The sequence below is a fragment of the Klebsiella sp. JN_Kp127 genome (genome assembly GCF_040062505.1).
In the GTDB taxonomy this organism is placed as follows: domain Bacteria; phylum Pseudomonadota; class Gammaproteobacteria; order Enterobacterales; family Enterobacteriaceae; genus Klebsiella; species Klebsiella quasipneumoniae.
The window spans coordinates 83090-100544 of the sequence record NZ_JBEAHS010000038.1 but is presented as its reverse complement, the minus strand read 5'-3'; the positions used below and the strand labels follow the sequence as shown (position 1 = coordinate 100544).

Genomic DNA, 17455 nt, shown 5'->3' with positions numbered 1-17455 from the left:
TATCACCGACCAAATTCGAAAAGCCTGCTCAACGAGCAGGCTTTTTTGCATCTGTGGCCAGGGAGGATGAGAACCTCCGGGGGCAGGAGGTTCGACTTGTGTTCCGTAGGCCCGCGCAAGCGCAGCGCCGCCGGGCATCATCAGCGCGCTACTGGCCAAAAACCCCATCAAAATCACAAAAAACGTCTTTATCCCCATTTCCAGCCAGCTGTTCGCTATTTTGTGACATCTTCCATTGCATTTTTTTATCGATGAACAGATCTTTTTTCGCGAAGCTTATGGCTAAATGCAGCATTTTCCGCTGTGCGTTTTAACGTTCACGCTATTAATCGCTCACATATTGGTCACATAGTAAGAAATTTTTCTCATTTGCTGGCATTGTTTCCCACTGGGTGTCGCACCTTAATAAGGTCTTTATTCTGCATATTCGCCTGTAGCATAAATTTCTCTGCTGAAAATAGCGTCTTGAAGTTTTTTTAATCTTTGCCTGCCGTTTCTCACGCTGGATGTAAAACCCGGCTGGCTGTATTGACGTTTCCCCATTCTGTTGACAGATTGTAGGGCATGAGGGGCATTTCATGGAGAATCCGTACTGCAACTCAGTCGTTTTTGCGAAAGGAATCCCCATCTCTCTCTACGCCTTCGGGCACCACCGACCGGACCGGGTATATTCTAAATAGTTCGCGCTGCGGGAAGGCGGCAAGTTTGCGAATCCCCAGGAACATAGATAACGATGTGACTGGGATAATCGAGCGCAGCCAACGCATCCGTGGTTCGAAATATGACGAATAAAAATAAATAAAGGTCTGGCGGATATATGCAAACAACATCACAGTTTTGGAGCAGAATAATGAGTATTTCCTTGAAGAAATCAGGGATGCTGAAGCTTGGTCTGAGCCTGGTCGCCATGACCGTCGCCGCCAGCGTGCAAGCGAAAACCCTGGTTTATTGTTCAGAAGGCTCGCCGGAAGGCTTTAACCCACAGCTCTTCACCTCTGGCACCACCTATGACGCCAGTTCCGTACCCATCTACAACCGCCTGGTCGAATTCAAAACCGGTACGACGGAAGTTATTCCGGGACTGGCTGAGAAATGGGAAGTTAGTGCGGACGGTAAAACCTATACTTTCCACCTGCGTCAGGGCGTGAAGTGGCAGGATAATAAAGACTTTAAGCCAACCCGTGACCTGAACGCCGATGACGTGGTGTTCTCCTTCGATCGTCAGAAGAATACCAATAACCCGTACCATAAAGTTTCTGGCGGCAGCTATGAATACTTTGAAGGGATGGGGTTACCAGACCTGATTAGCGAAGTGAAGAAAGTGGACGATAAAACCGTCCAGTTCGTCCTGACCCGCCCGGAAGCGCCGTTCCTCGCTGACCTGGCCATGGACTTCGCTTCCATTCTCTCTAAAGAGTATGCCGACAACATGCTGAAAGCCGGCACGCCGGAAAAAGTAGACCTCAATCCTATCGGTACCGGTCCATTCCAGCTGCTGCAGTACCAGAAAGATTCCCGCATTCTGTATAAAGCCTTCCCGGGCTACTGGGGCACCAAGCCGAAGATCGATCGTCTGGTCTTCTCCATCACCCCGGATGCCTCCGTGCGCTACGCCAAGCTGCAGAAAAATGAGTGCCAGGTGATGCCGTATCCTAACCCGGCGGACATCGCGCGCATGAAGGAAGATAAAAACATTACCCTGCTGGAACAGCCGGGTCTGAACGTCGGTTATCTCTCCTTCAACACCGAGAAGAAACCGCTGGACGATGTGAAAGTTCGTCAGGCGCTCACCTACGCGGTTAACAAAGAAGCGATCATCAAAGCGGTTTACCAGGGCGCAGGCCAGGCGGCGAAGAACCTGATCCCGCCGACCATGTGGGGCTATAACGACGACGTCAAAGACTACACCTACGATCCGGAGAAGGCGAAGCAGCTGCTGAAAGAAGCGGGCCTGGAAAAAGGCTTCACTATCGACCTGTGGGCGATGCCGGTACAGCGTCCGTATAACCCGAACGCCCGCCGTATGGCGGAGATGATCCAGGCCGACTGGGCCAAGATTGGCGTCCAGGCCAAGATCGTCACCTACGAGTGGGGCGAGTATCTGAAACGCGCGAAAGCGGGCGAGCACCAGACCGTCATGATGGGCTGGACCGGCGACAACGGGGATCCGGATAACTTCTTCGCGACCCTGTTCAGCTGCGCCGCGGCGAAAGACGGCTCCAACTACTCGCGCTGGTGCTATAAGCCGTTTGAAGATCTGATTCAGCCGGCTCGCGCCACCGACGACCACAACAAGCGTATTGAACTGTACAAACAGGCTCAGGTAGTGATGCATGACCAGGCTCCGGCGCTGATCATCGCTCACTCCACCGTTTACGAGCCAGTGCGTAAAGAAGTCAAAGGCTATGTGGTGGATCCGCTGGGTAAACACCACTTCGATAACGTCTCTGTCGAATAATAAGCACGATGCCTGACCCCCTCTCCCCGCGTGGGAGAGGTGGGGGGCGTATTCCCGCTATTCCGGGGAATGCTTTTGTGAGCAATACAGACGCCCTGTCGCCAGGCGGGGCGTCACTAGAGAGAATCCGGGTTATGTTGCAGTTTATTCTCCGACGTCTGGGACTTGTCATCCCGACATTTATCGGTATCACCCTTCTCACCTTTGCCTTCGTCCATATGATCCCCGGCGATCCGGTGATGATTATGGCGGGCGAACGTGGTATTTCCCCCGAACGTCACGCGCAGCTGCTGGCCGAAATGGGCCTTGATAAGCCGCTGTGGCAGCAATATGCCCACTATATCTGGGGCGTGCTGCACGGCGATTTAGGCATCTCGCTGAAAAGCCGCATTCCCGTGTGGCAGGAGTTTGTCCCGCGCTTTAAAGCCACCCTTGAGCTGGGCGTCTGCGCGATGATCTTCGCCGTCGCCGTCGGCATTCCGGTGGGCGTGCTGGCTGCGGTAAAACGCGGCTCCATCTTTGACCACACCGCGGTGGGCCTGGCGCTGACCGGCTACTCGATGCCTATCTTCTGGTGGGGCATGATGTTGATTATGCTGGTTTCGGTACAGCTGAACCTGACGCCGGTCTCCGGGCGCATCAGCGATACGGTGTTCCTTGACGATACCCTGCCGCTGACCGGCTTTATGCTGATCGACACCGCCATCTGGGGCGAGCAGGGCGACTTTATTGACGCCTTAATGCATATGATCCTGCCCGCCATCGTGCTGGGCACCATTCCGCTGGCGGTGATCGTGCGTATGACCCGGTCGTCGATGCTGGAAGTGCTCGGCGAAGACTACATCCGTACCGCGCGCGCCAAAGGCCTGACCCGGATGCGGGTGATTGTGATCCACGCGCTGCGTAACGCGATGCTGCCGGTGGTCACGGTGATTGGCCTGCAGGTGGGCACGCTGCTGGCGGGCGCCATCCTGACGGAAACCATTTTCTCATGGCCTGGTTTAGGCCGCTGGCTGATCGACGCGCTGCAGCGTCGCGATTATCCGGTGGTGCAGGGCGGGGTGCTGCTGGTGGCGACGATGATTATCCTCGTCAACCTGCTGGTCGACCTGCTGTACGGCGTGGTGAACCCGCGTATCCGGCATAAGAAGTAAGGGGCCATCATGTCACAAGTTACTGAAAATAAAGTTATCGCTGCGCCGGTGCCCATGACCCCGCTGCAGGAGTTCTGGCACTATTTCAAGCGCAATAAAGGGGCGGTGGTTGGTCTGGTGTACGTGGCGGTGATGATCATTATCGCCGTGTTCGCCAACTTCCTCGCCCCGTATAACCCGGCGGATCAGTTCCGTGATTCGCTGCTGGCGCCCCCGTTCTGGCAGGAGGGCGGCAGCCTGGCGCATCTGCTCGGCACTGACGACGTGGGCCGCGATATTCTGTCTCGCCTGATGTATGGCGCGCGCCTGTCGCTGCTGGTGGGCTGCCTGGTGGTGGTCCTGTCGCTGATCCTCGGCGTGGTGCTCGGCCTGGTGGCGGGCTATTTCGGCGGGGTGGTGGACTCGATCATCATGCGCGTCGTCGATATTATGCTGGCGCTGCCGAGTCTGCTGCTGGCGCTGGTGCTGGTGGCTATCTTCGGGCCCTCCATCGTCAACGCCTCGCTGGCGCTCACCTTCGTGGCGCTCCCGCACTATGTGCGTCTGACGCGCGCGGCGGTGCTGGTAGAGGTGAACCGCGATTACGTCACCGCCTCCCGCGTGGCGGGGGCCGGCGCGATGCGTCAGATGTTCATCAACATTCTTCCTAACTGCCTTGCGCCGCTGATTGTTCAGGCGTCTCTGGGCTTCTCTAACGCCATTCTCGATATGGCCGCTCTTGGCTTCCTTGGCATGGGTGCGCAGCCGCCGACACCGGAGTGGGGCACGATGCTCTCCGACGTATTGCAGTTCGCGCAGAGCGCCTGGTGGGTCGTCACCTTTCCCGGTGTCGCTATCCTGCTGACGGTGCTGGCATTTAACCTGATGGGTGACGGTCTGCGTGACGCGCTCGATCCCAAACTGAAGCAGTAAGAGGTTCGAGATGGCGTTATTGAATGTAGATAAATTATCGGTGCATTTCGGCGATGAAAACGCGCCGTTCCGCGCCGTGGACCGCATCAGCTATAGCGTGAAGCAGGGCGAAGTGGTCGGCATCGTCGGGGAGTCTGGATCCGGTAAATCCGTCAGCTCGCTGGCGATTATGGGCCTGATTGATTACCCCGGCCGGGTGATGGCGGACAAACTGGAGTTTAACGGCCGCGATCTGCAGCGCATCTCTGAAAAAGAGCGGCGCCAGCTGGTGGGGGCGGAGGTGGCGATGATCTTCCAGGATCCGATGACCAGCCTCAATCCGTGCTATACCGTCGGCTACCAGATTATGGAAGCGATTAAAGTCCATCAGGGCGGCAATAAGCAAACCCGCCGCCAGCGGGCCATCGACCTGCTGAACCTGGTGGGCATTCCCGATCCGGCGTCGCGGCTGGACGTCTATCCGCATCAGCTTTCCGGCGGGATGAGCCAGCGCGTGATGATCGCGATGGCCATCGCCTGTCGGCCAAAACTGCTGATTGCCGATGAACCGACCACCGCGCTGGACGTGACCATTCAGGCGCAGATCATCGAGCTGCTGCTGGATCTGCAGCAGCAGGAGAATATGGCGCTGGTGCTGATCACCCACGACCTGGCGCTGGTGGCCGAGGCCGCGCATAAAATTATCGTTATGTATGCCGGTCAGGTGGTGGAGACTGGCGATGCGAAGGATATTTTCCGCGCGCCGCGCCATCCATACACCCAGGCGCTGCTGCGCGCGCTGCCGGAGTTCGCCCAGGATAAAGCGCGTCTGGCGTCGCTGCCGGGCGTGGTGCCGGGGAAATATGACCGTCCCAACGGCTGCCTGCTGAACCCGCGCTGCCCCTATGCTACGGATAAATGTCGTAGTGAAGAGCCGGCGCTCGCGGATCTCACTGGCGGCCGCCAGTCTAAATGTCACTACCCACTCGATGATGCCGGGAGGCCTGGATTATGAGTACGCAAAAGGCCGCCACGCCACAACCGCTGTTGCAGGCCATTGATCTGAAAAAACACTACCCGGTGAAGAAGGGGTTATTCGCCCCGGAACGGCTGGTGAAGGCGCTGGACGGCGTCTCCTTTACCCTTGAGCGCGGTAAAACGCTGGCGGTGGTGGGGGAGTCGGGCTGCGGTAAATCGACCCTCGGTCGTCTGCTGACGATGATTGAAATTCCCACCGGCGGCGAGCTCTATTATCAGGGGCAGGATCTGCTTAAGCACGACCCGCAGGCGCAGAAGCTGCGGCGGCAAAAAATCCAGATTGTGTTCCAGAACCCCTACGGTTCTCTGAACCCGCGTAAAAAAGTGGGGCAGATTCTGGAAGAGCCGCTGCTGATTAACAGCAGCCTGAGCAAAGAGCAGCGCCGCGAAAAAGCGCTGGCGATGATGGCGAAAGTGGGCCTGAAAACAGAGCATTACGATCGCTATCCGCATATGTTCTCCGGCGGTCAGCGCCAGCGTATCGCCATTGCCCGCGGGCTGATGCTCGATCCGGACGTGGTGATTGCCGATGAGCCGGTCTCCGCGCTGGACGTTTCGGTACGCGCTCAGGTGCTGAACCTGATGATGGATCTGCAGCAGGATTTAGGACTGTCCTACGTGTTTATCTCCCACGACCTGTCGGTCGTCGAGCATATCGCTGATGAAGTGATGGTGATGTATCTCGGCCGCTGCGTGGAGAAGGGCACCAAGGAGCAGATCTTTAACAATCCGCGTCATCCATACACCCAGGCGCTGTTGTCGGCGACGCCGCGTCTGAACCCGGACGACCGTCGCGAGCGGATTAAGCTGACCGGCGAGCTGCCGAGCCCGCTGAATCCGCCGCCGGGCTGCGCCTTCAACGCGCGCTGCCGCCGGCGCTTCGGCCCTTGCACCCAGCTTCAGCCGCAGCTGAAGGATTACGGCGGCCAGCTGGTGGCCTGCTTTGCCGTCGACCAGGATGAGAATCCGCAAAAGCCCCACGCCTGATGGCACGCTCCCGGTCCGATGACCGGGAGCTTCTCTCCCGCCGGAGATGAAATCCGACGATATCGCCTTTTATCGCAGTGAATGCCACGCTCTCGGAGCATTCTTCGTCGATTATCCGAAAAAATAAGACTTTCAGTCCATTTTTATAGAATTAAAGAGAAATTAAAATGGTTCAGGTTTATTCTTTCGCTTATCTGACGCTATGATTCTATCATCGCGAAATACCTTTATATAAAAACGAATGGGAAGCGCGGTGGTTGCGGGGCTTGAGGATGTACGCATACCTAAAAAATGGGGCTATTCTTCTCAAAGGGAAATGTTAGTGTAGCGATACTTCTGCCGTGGAATCACACCGAAAATCAAAATCTAAACTATTATAACCCTGTCAATCGTGTGTATTGGTACGTCTCCACCGGCGCTTTTTCTGCCATACCAGAGACGTCACGATATTTTAAATATACCCAGAAAATAACAACAAACTTAATATGAAATTTTTAAAATCATGAGGTTATCAATGAACCATTATGATGATCTGCAGCGCTTTCAGGAAAAAACGCGGACGCAAAACCTCAAATTTCAGGATCTTTCATCGCAAGCCGCCACGCGGGAGCATGGAGACTGGGCGATCCTCAATCAGCTGAATCCCGGCGCAGAGAAACCCTCTTCCCTGGCGCTGGGAGGCTCGGTCTCCGCGCCGTTGCCGCAGTCGGTGCCTGCGGATCTGTTCCGCCAGGTAGAGGCGGCCGTCGCAGCGGCGCCAGCCTCTGATCCTGTTGCGTCTGCCGCGCCAGCGGCCCCGCAGCCGGTCGTGGAGACCGCCGCAGCCGCGCCGGAGCCGGTCAGGCAGGAGCCTGCGGTGGCCCCTGCGCCTCCCATCCCGGCGCCTGAACCGGCAATGGCTCCGCCGCCGAGAATGGCCCCCCGACCCGCGCCTGCCGCCGAAAACTATGCCCATCTGTTCGCGGCGAAAAGCGCAGAGCCGGTGACGAAAAATAAAGACCAGCCTTTGAAATCACTTCTGGAAAGGATCGCAACATGCCGTTGATTTGCGTCTGTTCACCGAAAGGTGGCGTAGGGAAAACGACCCTGGCGGCCAATTTAGCCTATGCGCTGGCGCGGACCGGCAGCAAAGTTCTGGCGCTGGATTTTGACGTCCAGAACGCCCTGCGTTTGCATTTTGGCGTGCCGCTGAACGATGAGCGCGGCTACGTGGCGAAGGCGCTGGAAATGCACGACTGGAGCCAGTGCGTGCTGAGCGCCGGCAGCAATATTTTCGTCCTGCCGTATGGCGAAGTGAGCGAAGCGCAGCGTCAGGCGTTTGATGAGCAACTGACTCACAACGACCATTTTCTCCAGCGCGGTCTCTCCGCGCTGCTGAATTATCCCGGGCTGATCACCATCGCCGATATGCCGCCAGGGCCTTCGCCGGCGCTAAAGGCGCTGACGGGTCTGGCGGACCTGCATCTGATCCCGCTGCTGGCGGATACCGCCTCGATGTCGACCCTGGCGCACGTGGAAAAACAGCGCCTGACCGGCGCGGCGCTGAATCACAAGCATGGGCACTATTTCGTTATTAACCAAAGCGATAGCCGTCGCCAGGTCAGCCGGGACGTCACCAGCCTGATGGAAGAAAAACTGGGCGAACGACTGCTTGGCATTGTCCATCGTGATGAAAGCGTGGTGGAGGCCAATGCGTCGCAGAAGTCGATTCTGGACTTTAACGCCTCCTCGGCAGCGGCCTTCGATATTGAAATTATTGCTAAAAAAATATCTTCGCTGTTGGGTATCCATATTGGCGATGGCACGGTGCACAGCCAGCCACGCATGTCAGGGCTTTAACTTATTGCAGGGCTGCTGAATGAAAAAATCTCTTTTTTGGTTGCTGGCGCTGGTGCTCTCTCCGGTCGCCGTGCTGGTAGTGATCACGCCGATGGACAGCCAGAAGCAGTACATCTTTGGTCTGCTGAGCATTGGTATTCTGTTTCTGATGGGTTTCAGCAAACGGCGCAGCATCTCGGTGATCATGGTCGTCACTTCGCTGCTGATGTCCACCCGTTACATGTATTTTCGCCTCACGCAGACCCTGCACTTCAACTCAGCCATTGAAACCATTCTCGGGATGGGGCTCTTTCTGGCGGAAGTCTATATCTGGGTGATGCTGCTGCTTAACTATCTGCAGACGGTCTGGCCGCTGAAGCGCGGCATTGTTCCGCTGCCGGATGATATGAGCAAGTGGCCGACGGTCGATATCTATATTCCGAGCTATAACGAACCGCTGGAGGTGGTGCGTGACACCGTCCTCGCGGCACAATGTATTGATTATCCAAAAGATAAAATGAAAATCTATCTTCTGGATGACGGTAAGCGCAGCGAGTTTGCCGTGTTCGCCGCCGACGTCGGAGTGGGCTATATTACCCGCAACGACAACAAGCACGCCAAAGCGGGGAACCTCAACCACGCGCTGACCCTGACCCAGGGAGAGCTTATCTGCGTCTTCGACTGCGACCACGTCGCCACGCGCGTGTTTCTGCAGGCCACCGTCGGCGGCTTTCTGAAAGATCCGATGCTGGCGCTGGTGCAGACGCCGCACTACTTCTATTCCCCGGATCCGTTCGAGCGCAACCTCTCCGTCGGGCGCAATATCCCGAACGAAGGGATGCTGTTCTATGGCCCGATTCAGCAGGGCAACGATAACTGGAACGCCACCTTTTTCTGCGGCTCCTGCGCGGTGATCCGCCGCGAGGCGCTGGCGCAGATCGGCGGTTTCGCCGTCGAAACGGTCACCGAGGACGCCCATACGGCGCTCAAGTTCCAGCGCCTTGGGTGGAAATCGGCCTTTCTCGATATTCCGCTGGCGGCTGGCCTCGCCACCGAGCGCCTGGTGGTGCACGTTATCCAGCGTACCCGCTGGGCGCGCGGGATGACGCAGATTTTTCGCGTTGATAACCCGCTGTTTGGCCGCGGGCTGACCTTCCAGCAGCGCTTGTGCTATCTCAGCGCCATGCTCTACTACCAGTTCGCGCTTCCGAGGGTGGTGTTTGTCACCGCCCCGCTGGCTTACCTGCTGTTTAACCTCAATATTATTTACTCATCAGCGAGCCTAATCGTCTCTTATGCGCTGCCGCACCTCTTTCTCGCCATCTACGTCGGTTCGCGAATGAACGGCCGCTATCGCTACAGCTTCTGGGGGGAAATCTACGACATTGTGCTGGCTTTCCACCTGGTGCTGCCGACCCTGGTGACGATGATTTTCCCCAAGCGCGGCAAATTCAACGTCACCGATAAGGGCGGCCTGCTGGACGTCGGCTACTTCGATTTCACCGTGGTGCGCCCGCATCTGGTGGTGGCCTGCCTGCTGGCGCTGGGGGTGATCGTCGGCATCGTCCGGGCGATTGGCCATGACTACTTTGGCTCGGACCCCAACGTTATCGCCCTCAACGTCGGATGGGGGATCTACAGTCTGATCTTCCTGCTGGCGGCGATTGCCGTAGCGCGCGAAACGCGGCAGGTGCGGAAAACCATTCGTATCGATGTCGATATTCCGGTGGTGATCCATTACGCCAGCGGCATCGTTTCCCGCAGCCATACCGAGGATCTGTCGATGGGCGGTTGCCGCGTGGTGGCGCCGGATACGCGCCATCTGGAGGATGATATCGAAGAGATTGAGCTGATCCTGCAGTCCGGGGCTATTTCGATCCCGGCGCAGCTGGTCACCTCTGACGAGCGCTTCCTGCGCCTCAAGTTTGATGAAGATATTCCGCTTTCGCGCCGCCGTGAACTGGTGCGCGTGGTGCTGGCCCGCGCGGATGCCTGGATTAATCCGCCGCGCCCGCAGGATAACCCGTTCCGCTCCTTCTTCACCATTTTACGCTGCGTGTTCGAACTGTTCTGGCTGACGTGGAAAACCCGTCGCAGCCAGCGCAATCGGGCAACAGTGGCGAAAACGGCGCAGGAGGATGGCACGTTATGAAGCGATTAACGACGCTGGCGCTGCTGGCAGGGATGCTCTCTGCGCCTGCGCTGCACAGTGAAGAACCGGGCGCCGCCGCCCCGCTGAGCTTCCCGCAGCTCAACGGCGCGGCGGACAGCGAGCCAGGCGACGAACCTCCGGCTGCCTCGCCGGAGGAGGGCGCCTCTCCGGCAGCCCCCGCCACCGACGGCGATGCGGCGGCGACGGCCCCTGCGCCGGAGATGCCGGACTTACCCCCGCCGGTGAGCGCTACGGCCGCGCCGGAGGTCATTCCTGTCGCCCCGGTCTGGGGAGGCGACCTGAATCTGGCGCAGATGGGGATGCCGGACGGCATTATCCTCAGCGGCGGTCAGCGGCAGGGGGGCGTCAGCTTTACCCTGCCTTCCGATCAGGTGGTGATCCATTCGCAGCTCAGCCTTGCCGTTCGCGTATCGCCGGAAATGGCGAGCCGCAACGCCACCCTGCAGCTGATGCTCAATGGTCAACCGCTCGGCACCCTGCCGCTGGGCGCCGATGGCGAGGATGTCTCCCATTATCAGCTGGATATCCCGCCCGCGCTGATGGTCTCCAGCAATAATCTGAGCGTGAAGATCAACGATGGCGATACCCTGCAGTGCCAGCGTGACATTCATGATTCGTCGCGGGTCACGGTGCTGCCCACGTCGCATTTCAGCTGGGAAAGCCAGCAATTGAACATCAGCGACGACCTGAGCCACTTCCCGCGTCCCTTCTTCGACAGCATGCAGATGACGCCGGCGGACATCGCCGTTTCCTATGGAGCGAAGCCGTCGGCCGACGTCTTCAGCGCCGCGGCGCTGGTCTCCTCCTGGCTGGGTATCCAGGCGGACTATCGCGGCATCGCCTTCAGCGCGCTGCGCGACCGCCTGCCGGAACGCCATGGCATCGTGATTGGCCATCCGGGCGAGCAGGTGGGCGGTATGACGCTGCCGGAAACCGATAAGCCGCTGCTGCGCATCATCGCCAATCCCGCCAATCCGGCCTATAAGCTGCTGTTGATCGTCGGCAAAAACGATACCGCGCTGCGCATGGCTGCCTGGCGGTTAACCCGCGGTAACTTTGCGCCGCAAACCGCGACGCTGGATGTCGAGCCGCAGACCATCCCGGTTGGCAAAGCGTATGATGCCCCGCGCTGGATCCCCACCGATCGTCCGGTCAGGCTCAGCGAACTGCTGCGTAAGGATCAAAGCCCGACCGTCAGCGGCGTCTGGCATGAACCTTTACGTATCGCCTTCCGCGCCGCCCCGGACCTCTATCTGTGGGATGGCGAGACGATCCCGCTGCAGGTTGGCTACCGCTTCCCGTCGGAAAACTGGATCAATGAGGATAAGTCCCTGCTGAGCGTCACGCTCAATGGCACCTTCCTCAACAACCTGCCGATGAACAAGCAGGGGCCGCTGGAGAAAGTCTGGCGCCACCTCGGCGGGGATGCGCGCCAGGAGCGCTTTACCATCCCGCTGGCCCCCTACCTGATCTACGGCGATAACCAGCTGTCGATGTACTTCAATGTGGTGCCGAAGGACGATGTTCCGTGCCAGGTGCTGCTGAATAACAATATCAAGAGCCGCATCACTGACGACTCCTGGATTGATTTGAGCAAGACGCGACACTTCTCGCTGCTGCCAAACCTCTCCTATTTCGTCGGCGCCTCGTTCCCCTTCTCGCGGCTGGCGGACTATTCGCAAACGACGCTCCTGCTGCCGGCGGAACCGTCTGAGACCCAGGTGGCGACCCTGCTGAATCTGGCCGCGCGCTCCGGGAACGCGACCGGCACCGCGCTGGCGAATAACCGCGTCGTTCTCGGGATGCCCACCGGCGGCGGGGATTTGCAGTCGCTGCGCGAACGTGACGTGCTGGCGGTCACCGCTCTCGATCAGCAGGCCTTCAACCAGAGCCTGCTGGCCGATTCACCCTACCGCCCGGTGGATAATGTGCTGAGCGTCCGCGAGCCCGATCTGTGGCAAAAAGCGCAGCGCCGGCTCACCGGCGACTGGACCTCCGCCAGCCTCGACGCCGATCGCTACTTCTCGTCCAGCAGCGCCTGGCGCGGGTTTATCAGCTATCGTTCGCCGTGGAACCCCGCCCGGCTGGTGGTGGTGGCGATGGCCAGCAATGATGATCAGCTGGCGCGACTGAAAAACGATCTGGACTCGCCGCGCATCAACGCCGGGATCCGTGGCGATACCGCGGTGATCACCAGCGATAACGGGGTGCGCAGTTTCCAGGTGAGTACGCCGTTCCCCAGCGGTCAGATGCCGTGGTACATGATGGCGGTCTGGTATGCCAGCCAGCACTCCGGTTTCCTCGCCCTGCTGGGGCTGATTGCCACCTCGATAATGGGACTGGCGCTGACCGCGATGTTTAAACGTCACGCCCGTAAGCGTCTGGGTTCGGGGGATAACCAATGAAAAGAAAGATAACGATAACGATGAAAAGCTCCCGGCGGCTCACCACATTCTGCCTCACCGGCGCCCTGGCTCTCGGCGCCTCTGGCGGCGCGCTGGCGGCGGGTAACGACGCGGCGCTGCAGGCGCTGTTCGCCCAGGCCAACTATTGGCATGAGAAATCCCACGACGAGCTGGCGATGGAGTCCCTGCAGAAGGTGCTCTCGGTGGATGCCAACAACACCCAGGCGCTGTATCTGATGGCGCTCTGGTCGCAGCAGGGCGGCGATATGCAGGCGGCGGCGCAGTGGCGCGCGCGGCTGGCGAAAGCGGCGCCGGATAGCCCGGGCCTGCAGGATCTGGACAACGCCAAAAAGATGTCGCAGGTGCCGCAGGGCCAGCTCAGCCTGGCCCGCCAGCAGGCGCGCGGCGGCAATATCCCCGGGGCGCTGGCGACCTGGCGCAGCATGTTCAATGGCAATACGCCGCCTGCCGGGCTGGCGGCGGAATATTACCTGACCATGGCCAGCGACAAATCGCTTTATCCGCAGGCCATCAGCGAACTGCGGCAGTACGTGGCGCAGCATCCGCAGGAGAACGCCCCGCGGGTGGCGCTGGGCAAAGCGTTAACCTGGCGGGAAGAGACCCGTCGGGAAGGGATCGCCCTGCTCGAGCCGATGGCCAGCGGCAATAAAGAGGCGGACAGCGGCTTGCGTCAGGCCTTGCTCTGGCTGGGCCCGCAGGCCGGGGATGAGCAGTATTACGATACCTGGATGCAGCGGCATCCGCAGGATAGCGAAGTTCAGAACTACTTTCGTGAACGGCGCAGCGGTCAGGCGCGCGGTCAGGGCTACGCCAATCTCAACAGCGGCAATACCGCTGCCGCGAAACAGCAGTTTGAAGAGGTATTGCAGACCAACCCGCAGGATGCCGATGCGCTGGCGGGCATGGGCTATATCGCCCAGCGCAGCGGCGACTACCAGGCCGCGTCACAATATCTGAGCCGGGCGGCCGATCTCGGCGGCGACGCCTCGGCGACCCGCCGTCAGCAGGCGGCCGATGCCCTGTTCTACGGCCAGCTGGCGCAGGCCCAGCAGGCCTATAAGCAGGGCAATATCAGCCAGGCGCTGGCGCTCTCCGCGCCGCTGGCGCAGCAGAGCGGGGCGCGGGGCGCCTCGGCGAAGCTGTTTCGCGCCGATGTGCTGCGGCATAACAAAGATTTACCCCAGGCCGAGCAAACGCTGCGCTCACTGTTAAACGACGATCCGCAGAATGCGGCGGCGCGGGAAAACCTCTACTACGTGCTGCGCGAGCAGAATAAATCCGCCGAGGCGCAGGCGATGCTGCAGACGCTGCCGCAGAGTCTGCAGCAAAAACTGCAGCCGCGAGTGGTGGCCGGCGTCCCGGGCGACGCCCTGCGCCGCCAGGCCCAGGCGCAGGTCAGCAGCGGTAACCCAGCCGGCGCCATTGCCACCCTGCGCCAGGGCGTCGCCCGCTATCCGGACGATCCCTGGCTGCGTCTCGATCTGGCCCGACTGCTGCAAAAATCGGGTAACGCCAGCGAGGCCTCTTCGCTGATGTCGGCGGCCTATCGCCCCGGCGCCAGCAACAGCGCGCTGTATGCCGCCGCGCTGTTCGCCAGCGAAAACGGCGCCTGGCAGCAGGCGCAGACGCTGCTGTCGCGCATTCCCGGCGGCAGCCAGACCAGCGACATGCGCGATTTACGTCAGCGGGTGAACTACAACCTGCAGCTGGTGACGGCCGAAAACTACCTGGCGCAGGGCAATACCATCGCCGCCAGCAATACCCTGCGGGCGATGGCCTCTACGCCGCCGAAAGCCCCGGCGGATGCCGGCAAGCTGGCGCGGCTGCTGGCCGAGAGCGGCGACCTGACCACCGCGGTATCGCTGGTGCGCAACAATATCAGCGGCGGGGTGTCCGGCAACGCCGGCGATTACGCCGATCAGATCGCCGTCCTGAACCAGGCCGGGCTGACCGGCGAGGCGCAGAACCTGATCAGCAATCCGCAGCTGCAGGCCAGCAGTACGCCGACGCAGCTGGCGAGTATTCGCAATGGCTATGTGATCAACGAGGCCGATCGCCTGCGCGAGCAGGGCAATTACGCCGCGGCGTATGACAAGCTGATCCGCGCCATGCAAAGCGATCCGCAAAACACCGATCTGATGTTCGCCATGGCGCGGCTGTACCAGAGCGGCAAAATGAACAAAGAGGCCGGGGTGGTCTATGACTACCTGATGACGCGCGATACGCCGAACCAGGATGCGCGCGCCGGGGCCATCGACGTGGCGCTGTCGGCGGGGAACAACGATCGCGCTGAACAGCTGGCCGGCGGCTTGCGTCAGGATAACTCCCCGGATCGCCTGCTGCTGCTGGCGAGAGTGGCGGAGGCCCAGGGTCATCATCAGCAGGCGATGACCTACCTGCGCAGCGCCCGCGGCAAACTGCTGGGCATGCAAAGCACCAACAGCAGCGAAACGCCGACCGTCGGCGGGGTGCTGGCGGCGGATAACCCCTTTATCGGCGTGTCGCAAACGTCGGCGCCGACGCGGACGGCCTCCGCCTACGGCCAGTATATGCCGTGGCAGGTAGCCCAGTCGGCTGCCGCACCCGGCTCCTCGCTGCCGGGGATCCAGCGCACCGACCTGCCGGTGGACACCGCCCAGACGCGGATGCTGCGTCAGGTGGACACCATGATGGAGTCGCTGCAGGAGAAAACCGGCAGCTGGCTGCAGGGGGGAATGGACGTGCGCGGACGCGACGGCGAATCGGGCACCAGCAAGCTGACGGAGCTCAGAACGCCGCTGACCTGGTCCTCCTCGCCGTTTGGCGACTCGCGCTTTGACTTTACCGTCACCCCGGTGTCGTTAAACGCCGGGACCGCCAGCGGCGACGCCTGGCGTCGCTACGGCGCCAACCCGCTGGCCAATGCGGTCTCCAATATGGTGAGTACCGCCACCAGCGAACAGGCGGCGATCGCCGCGATGACCGAGGCGGAGCGGACGGCCTATTTTGCCAGCAATCCGGGCGCGGAGGCGTTAAGCGGCCTCGGCACCCTGAACGCGGCGGATTTCAATCCGACCACCAGCAGCGGGATGGAAAACCTGGCCAAGCTCGGGAGCTATGATTCGGGGCAGGTGGCCAGCTATCTCTCCTCGTCCAGCCGCAAGCCGAACGTTGACCAGACCAGCGGCTCGACCGATTCGCAGAAGGCCAACGGCGTCGAACTGGCGCTGGCGTTAAGCGGCGACGATTACCGGGTCGATATCGGCAGCACGCCGCTGGGCCAGGATCTTAATACCGTTGTCGGCGGGGTGAAATGGTCGCCCAAGCTGACCAACTATCTGTCGCTGATCCTCACCGGCGAACGCCGCTCGCTGACCGACAGCCTGCTTTCTTATGTCGGTCTGAAGGATGCCTATTCCGGGAAAAACTGGGGGCAGGTGACGAAAAACGGCGGCACCCTGCAGCTGAGCTATGACGACGGCGATGCGGGCTTCTACGTTGGCGGCGGCGGATACAGCTATCTCGGACAGAACGTCGCCAGCAACACCAGCATCAATGCCAATGCCGGGGTCTATCTGCGGCCCTATCATGACGAATACCGCCAGCTGCAGGCCGGGTTGAGCATGAGCTATATGGATTACTCCAAAAACCTCAGCTACTTCACCTATGGCCAGGGGGGCTACTTTAGTCCGCAAAACTACGTCAGCGTGTCGCTACCGGTCAGTCTGACGGAGAAATATGATAACTGGACCATGAAGCTCGGCGGCTCGGTGGGCTACCAGTCTTACAGCCAGGATAAGAGCGCCTATTTCCCGACCAATTCGGAGTGGCAGCAAACCCTGGAGACGGCGGTAAGCAACGGGTTTGCCAAGGAAGCCTACTATTCCGCGACCTCGAAGAGCGGCATCGGCTATACCCTGCGCGCCGGGGCGGATTACAAGGTCAACAAACAGATGACGCTGGGGGGCCAGATTGGCTATGACACCTTCGGGGATTATAACGAAAGCACCGCCGGGCTCTATATTCGCTATATGTTAGGAGATCATTGATGATGACGGAGAACAATAACCCGGTGGTGATGACCTGGTTTCAGCAGCAGCAGACGCCTGCCGGATGGTTCGATCTGTTGATTATTATGGTCGAAGGTATGCTCAATAATGCCGGCGAGCTGGAGAGCCAGCCGTTCCTGCGTCAGATGGGCGCTTCGCTGGCGGAGACCCATCCGCTGCCGGCGTCGGAGACCGTGGGGGAGCTGGAGGCGAATATCAACCGGCTGCTGACCCATTTCCACTGGGGGGTGGTGACCATCGACGTCGGCGAGGACGGCCTGCGCCTGCGCCATCAGGCGTTGCCGGTCAGCCGCGACGACGCGGGGCGCGTGCGCTGGTGCAACGCGTTCTGTGCCATACTCGAGGGGTTATATTCTCGCTGGCTGCAGAGTCAGGGAGGCAGTGCTCACGTGATATTGCAGCGTGAGCGGGTGTTCTCCGTCTCTGACGTTCAGTTTCTTTACTACCATCCATAAAGAGTG

General features: G+C 60.0%; 11 protein-coding genes and 2 pseudogenes. 12 read left to right on the top strand and 1 reads right to left on the bottom strand.

Features of this window, described 5'->3' with window-relative positions; genetic code table 11:
- Positions 1-198: hypothetical protein (locus ABLV04_RS14560; RefSeq protein WP_348815828.1), on the bottom strand; the 198-nt coding region annotated here is incomplete at its 3' end.
- 652 nt (positions 199-850) lie between these two features.
- Between ABLV04_RS14560 and dppA the strand changes: the two genes are divergently transcribed.
- The 12 genes and pseudogenes from dppA (at position 851) to bcsD (ending at position 17449) form a co-directional block, all read left to right on the top strand.
- Positions 851-2458 carry a dipeptide ABC transporter periplasmic-binding protein DppA gene (gene dppA, locus ABLV04_RS14555; protein WP_032454329.1) on the top strand — a complete coding sequence of 536 codons (1608 nt, stop codon included), beginning with the start codon at positions 851-853 and terminating at the stop codon, positions 2456-2458.
- A 134-nt stretch (positions 2459-2592) separates the two neighbouring features.
- Positions 2593-3612: a dipeptide ABC transporter permease DppB gene (gene dppB, locus ABLV04_RS14550; protein WP_002921786.1), complete on the top strand. Its 1020-nt coding sequence runs from the start codon at positions 2593-2595 to the stop codon at positions 3610-3612.
- Positions 3613-3621: 9 nt separating this feature from the next.
- Positions 3622-4524 carry a dipeptide ABC transporter permease DppC gene (dppC, locus tag ABLV04_RS14545; RefSeq protein ID WP_180266418.1) on the top strand — a complete coding sequence of 301 codons (903 nt, stop codon included), beginning with the start codon at positions 3622-3624 and terminating at the stop codon, positions 4522-4524.
- Between the two features lie 10 nt (positions 4525-4534).
- Positions 4535-5518: a dipeptide ABC transporter ATP-binding protein gene (gene dppD / locus ABLV04_RS14540; protein WP_023291308.1), complete on the top strand. Its 984-nt coding sequence runs from the start codon at positions 4535-4537 to the stop codon at positions 5516-5518.
- Positions 5515-6528, top strand: coding sequence for a dipeptide ABC transporter ATP-binding subunit DppF (dppF, locus tag ABLV04_RS14535; RefSeq protein WP_023291307.1), 1014 nt, complete (start codon positions 5515-5517; stop codon positions 6526-6528). Before dppD ends, dppF begins: the two co-directional genes overlap by 4 nt.
- A gap of 18 nt (positions 6529-6546) precedes the next feature.
- Positions 6547-6726: pseudogene (locus ABLV04_RS14530) on the top strand (hypothetical protein).
- 316 nt (positions 6727-7042) lie between these two features.
- Positions 7043-7573, top strand: a complete 531-nt coding sequence (locus tag ABLV04_RS14525) for a cellulose biosynthesis protein BcsO (RefSeq protein WP_048298551.1) — start codon at positions 7043-7045, stop codon at positions 7571-7573.
- A gap of 1 nt (position 7574) precedes the next feature.
- Positions 7575-8367: pseudogene (locus tag ABLV04_RS14520) on the top strand (cellulose synthase operon protein YhjQ/BcsQ).
- A gap of 19 nt (positions 8368-8386) precedes the next feature.
- Positions 8387-10498, top strand: a complete 2112-nt coding sequence (gene bcsA / locus ABLV04_RS14515) for a UDP-forming cellulose synthase catalytic subunit (protein ID WP_023291304.1) — start codon at positions 8387-8389, stop codon at positions 10496-10498.
- Positions 10495-12924, top strand: a complete 2430-nt coding sequence (gene bcsB / locus ABLV04_RS14510; protein ID WP_180266417.1) for a cellulose biosynthesis cyclic di-GMP-binding regulatory protein BcsB — start codon at positions 10495-10497, stop codon at positions 12922-12924. The genes bcsA and bcsB overlap by 4 nt, the downstream gene beginning before the upstream one ends.
- On the top strand, positions 12921-16973 hold the full coding sequence (locus tag ABLV04_RS14505; RefSeq protein WP_072422194.1) for a cellulose biosynthesis protein BcsC: 4053 nt from the start codon (positions 12921-12923) through the stop codon (positions 16971-16973). Before bcsB ends, ABLV04_RS14505 begins: the two co-directional genes overlap by 4 nt.
- A complete protein-coding gene (bcsD, locus tag ABLV04_RS14500; protein ID WP_004204979.1) occupies positions 16973-17449 on the top strand; it encodes a cellulose biosynthesis protein BcsD in 477 nt (158 codons plus the stop codon). Before ABLV04_RS14505 ends, bcsD begins: the two co-directional genes overlap by 1 nt.
- Positions 17450-17455: the final 6 nt, after the last annotated feature.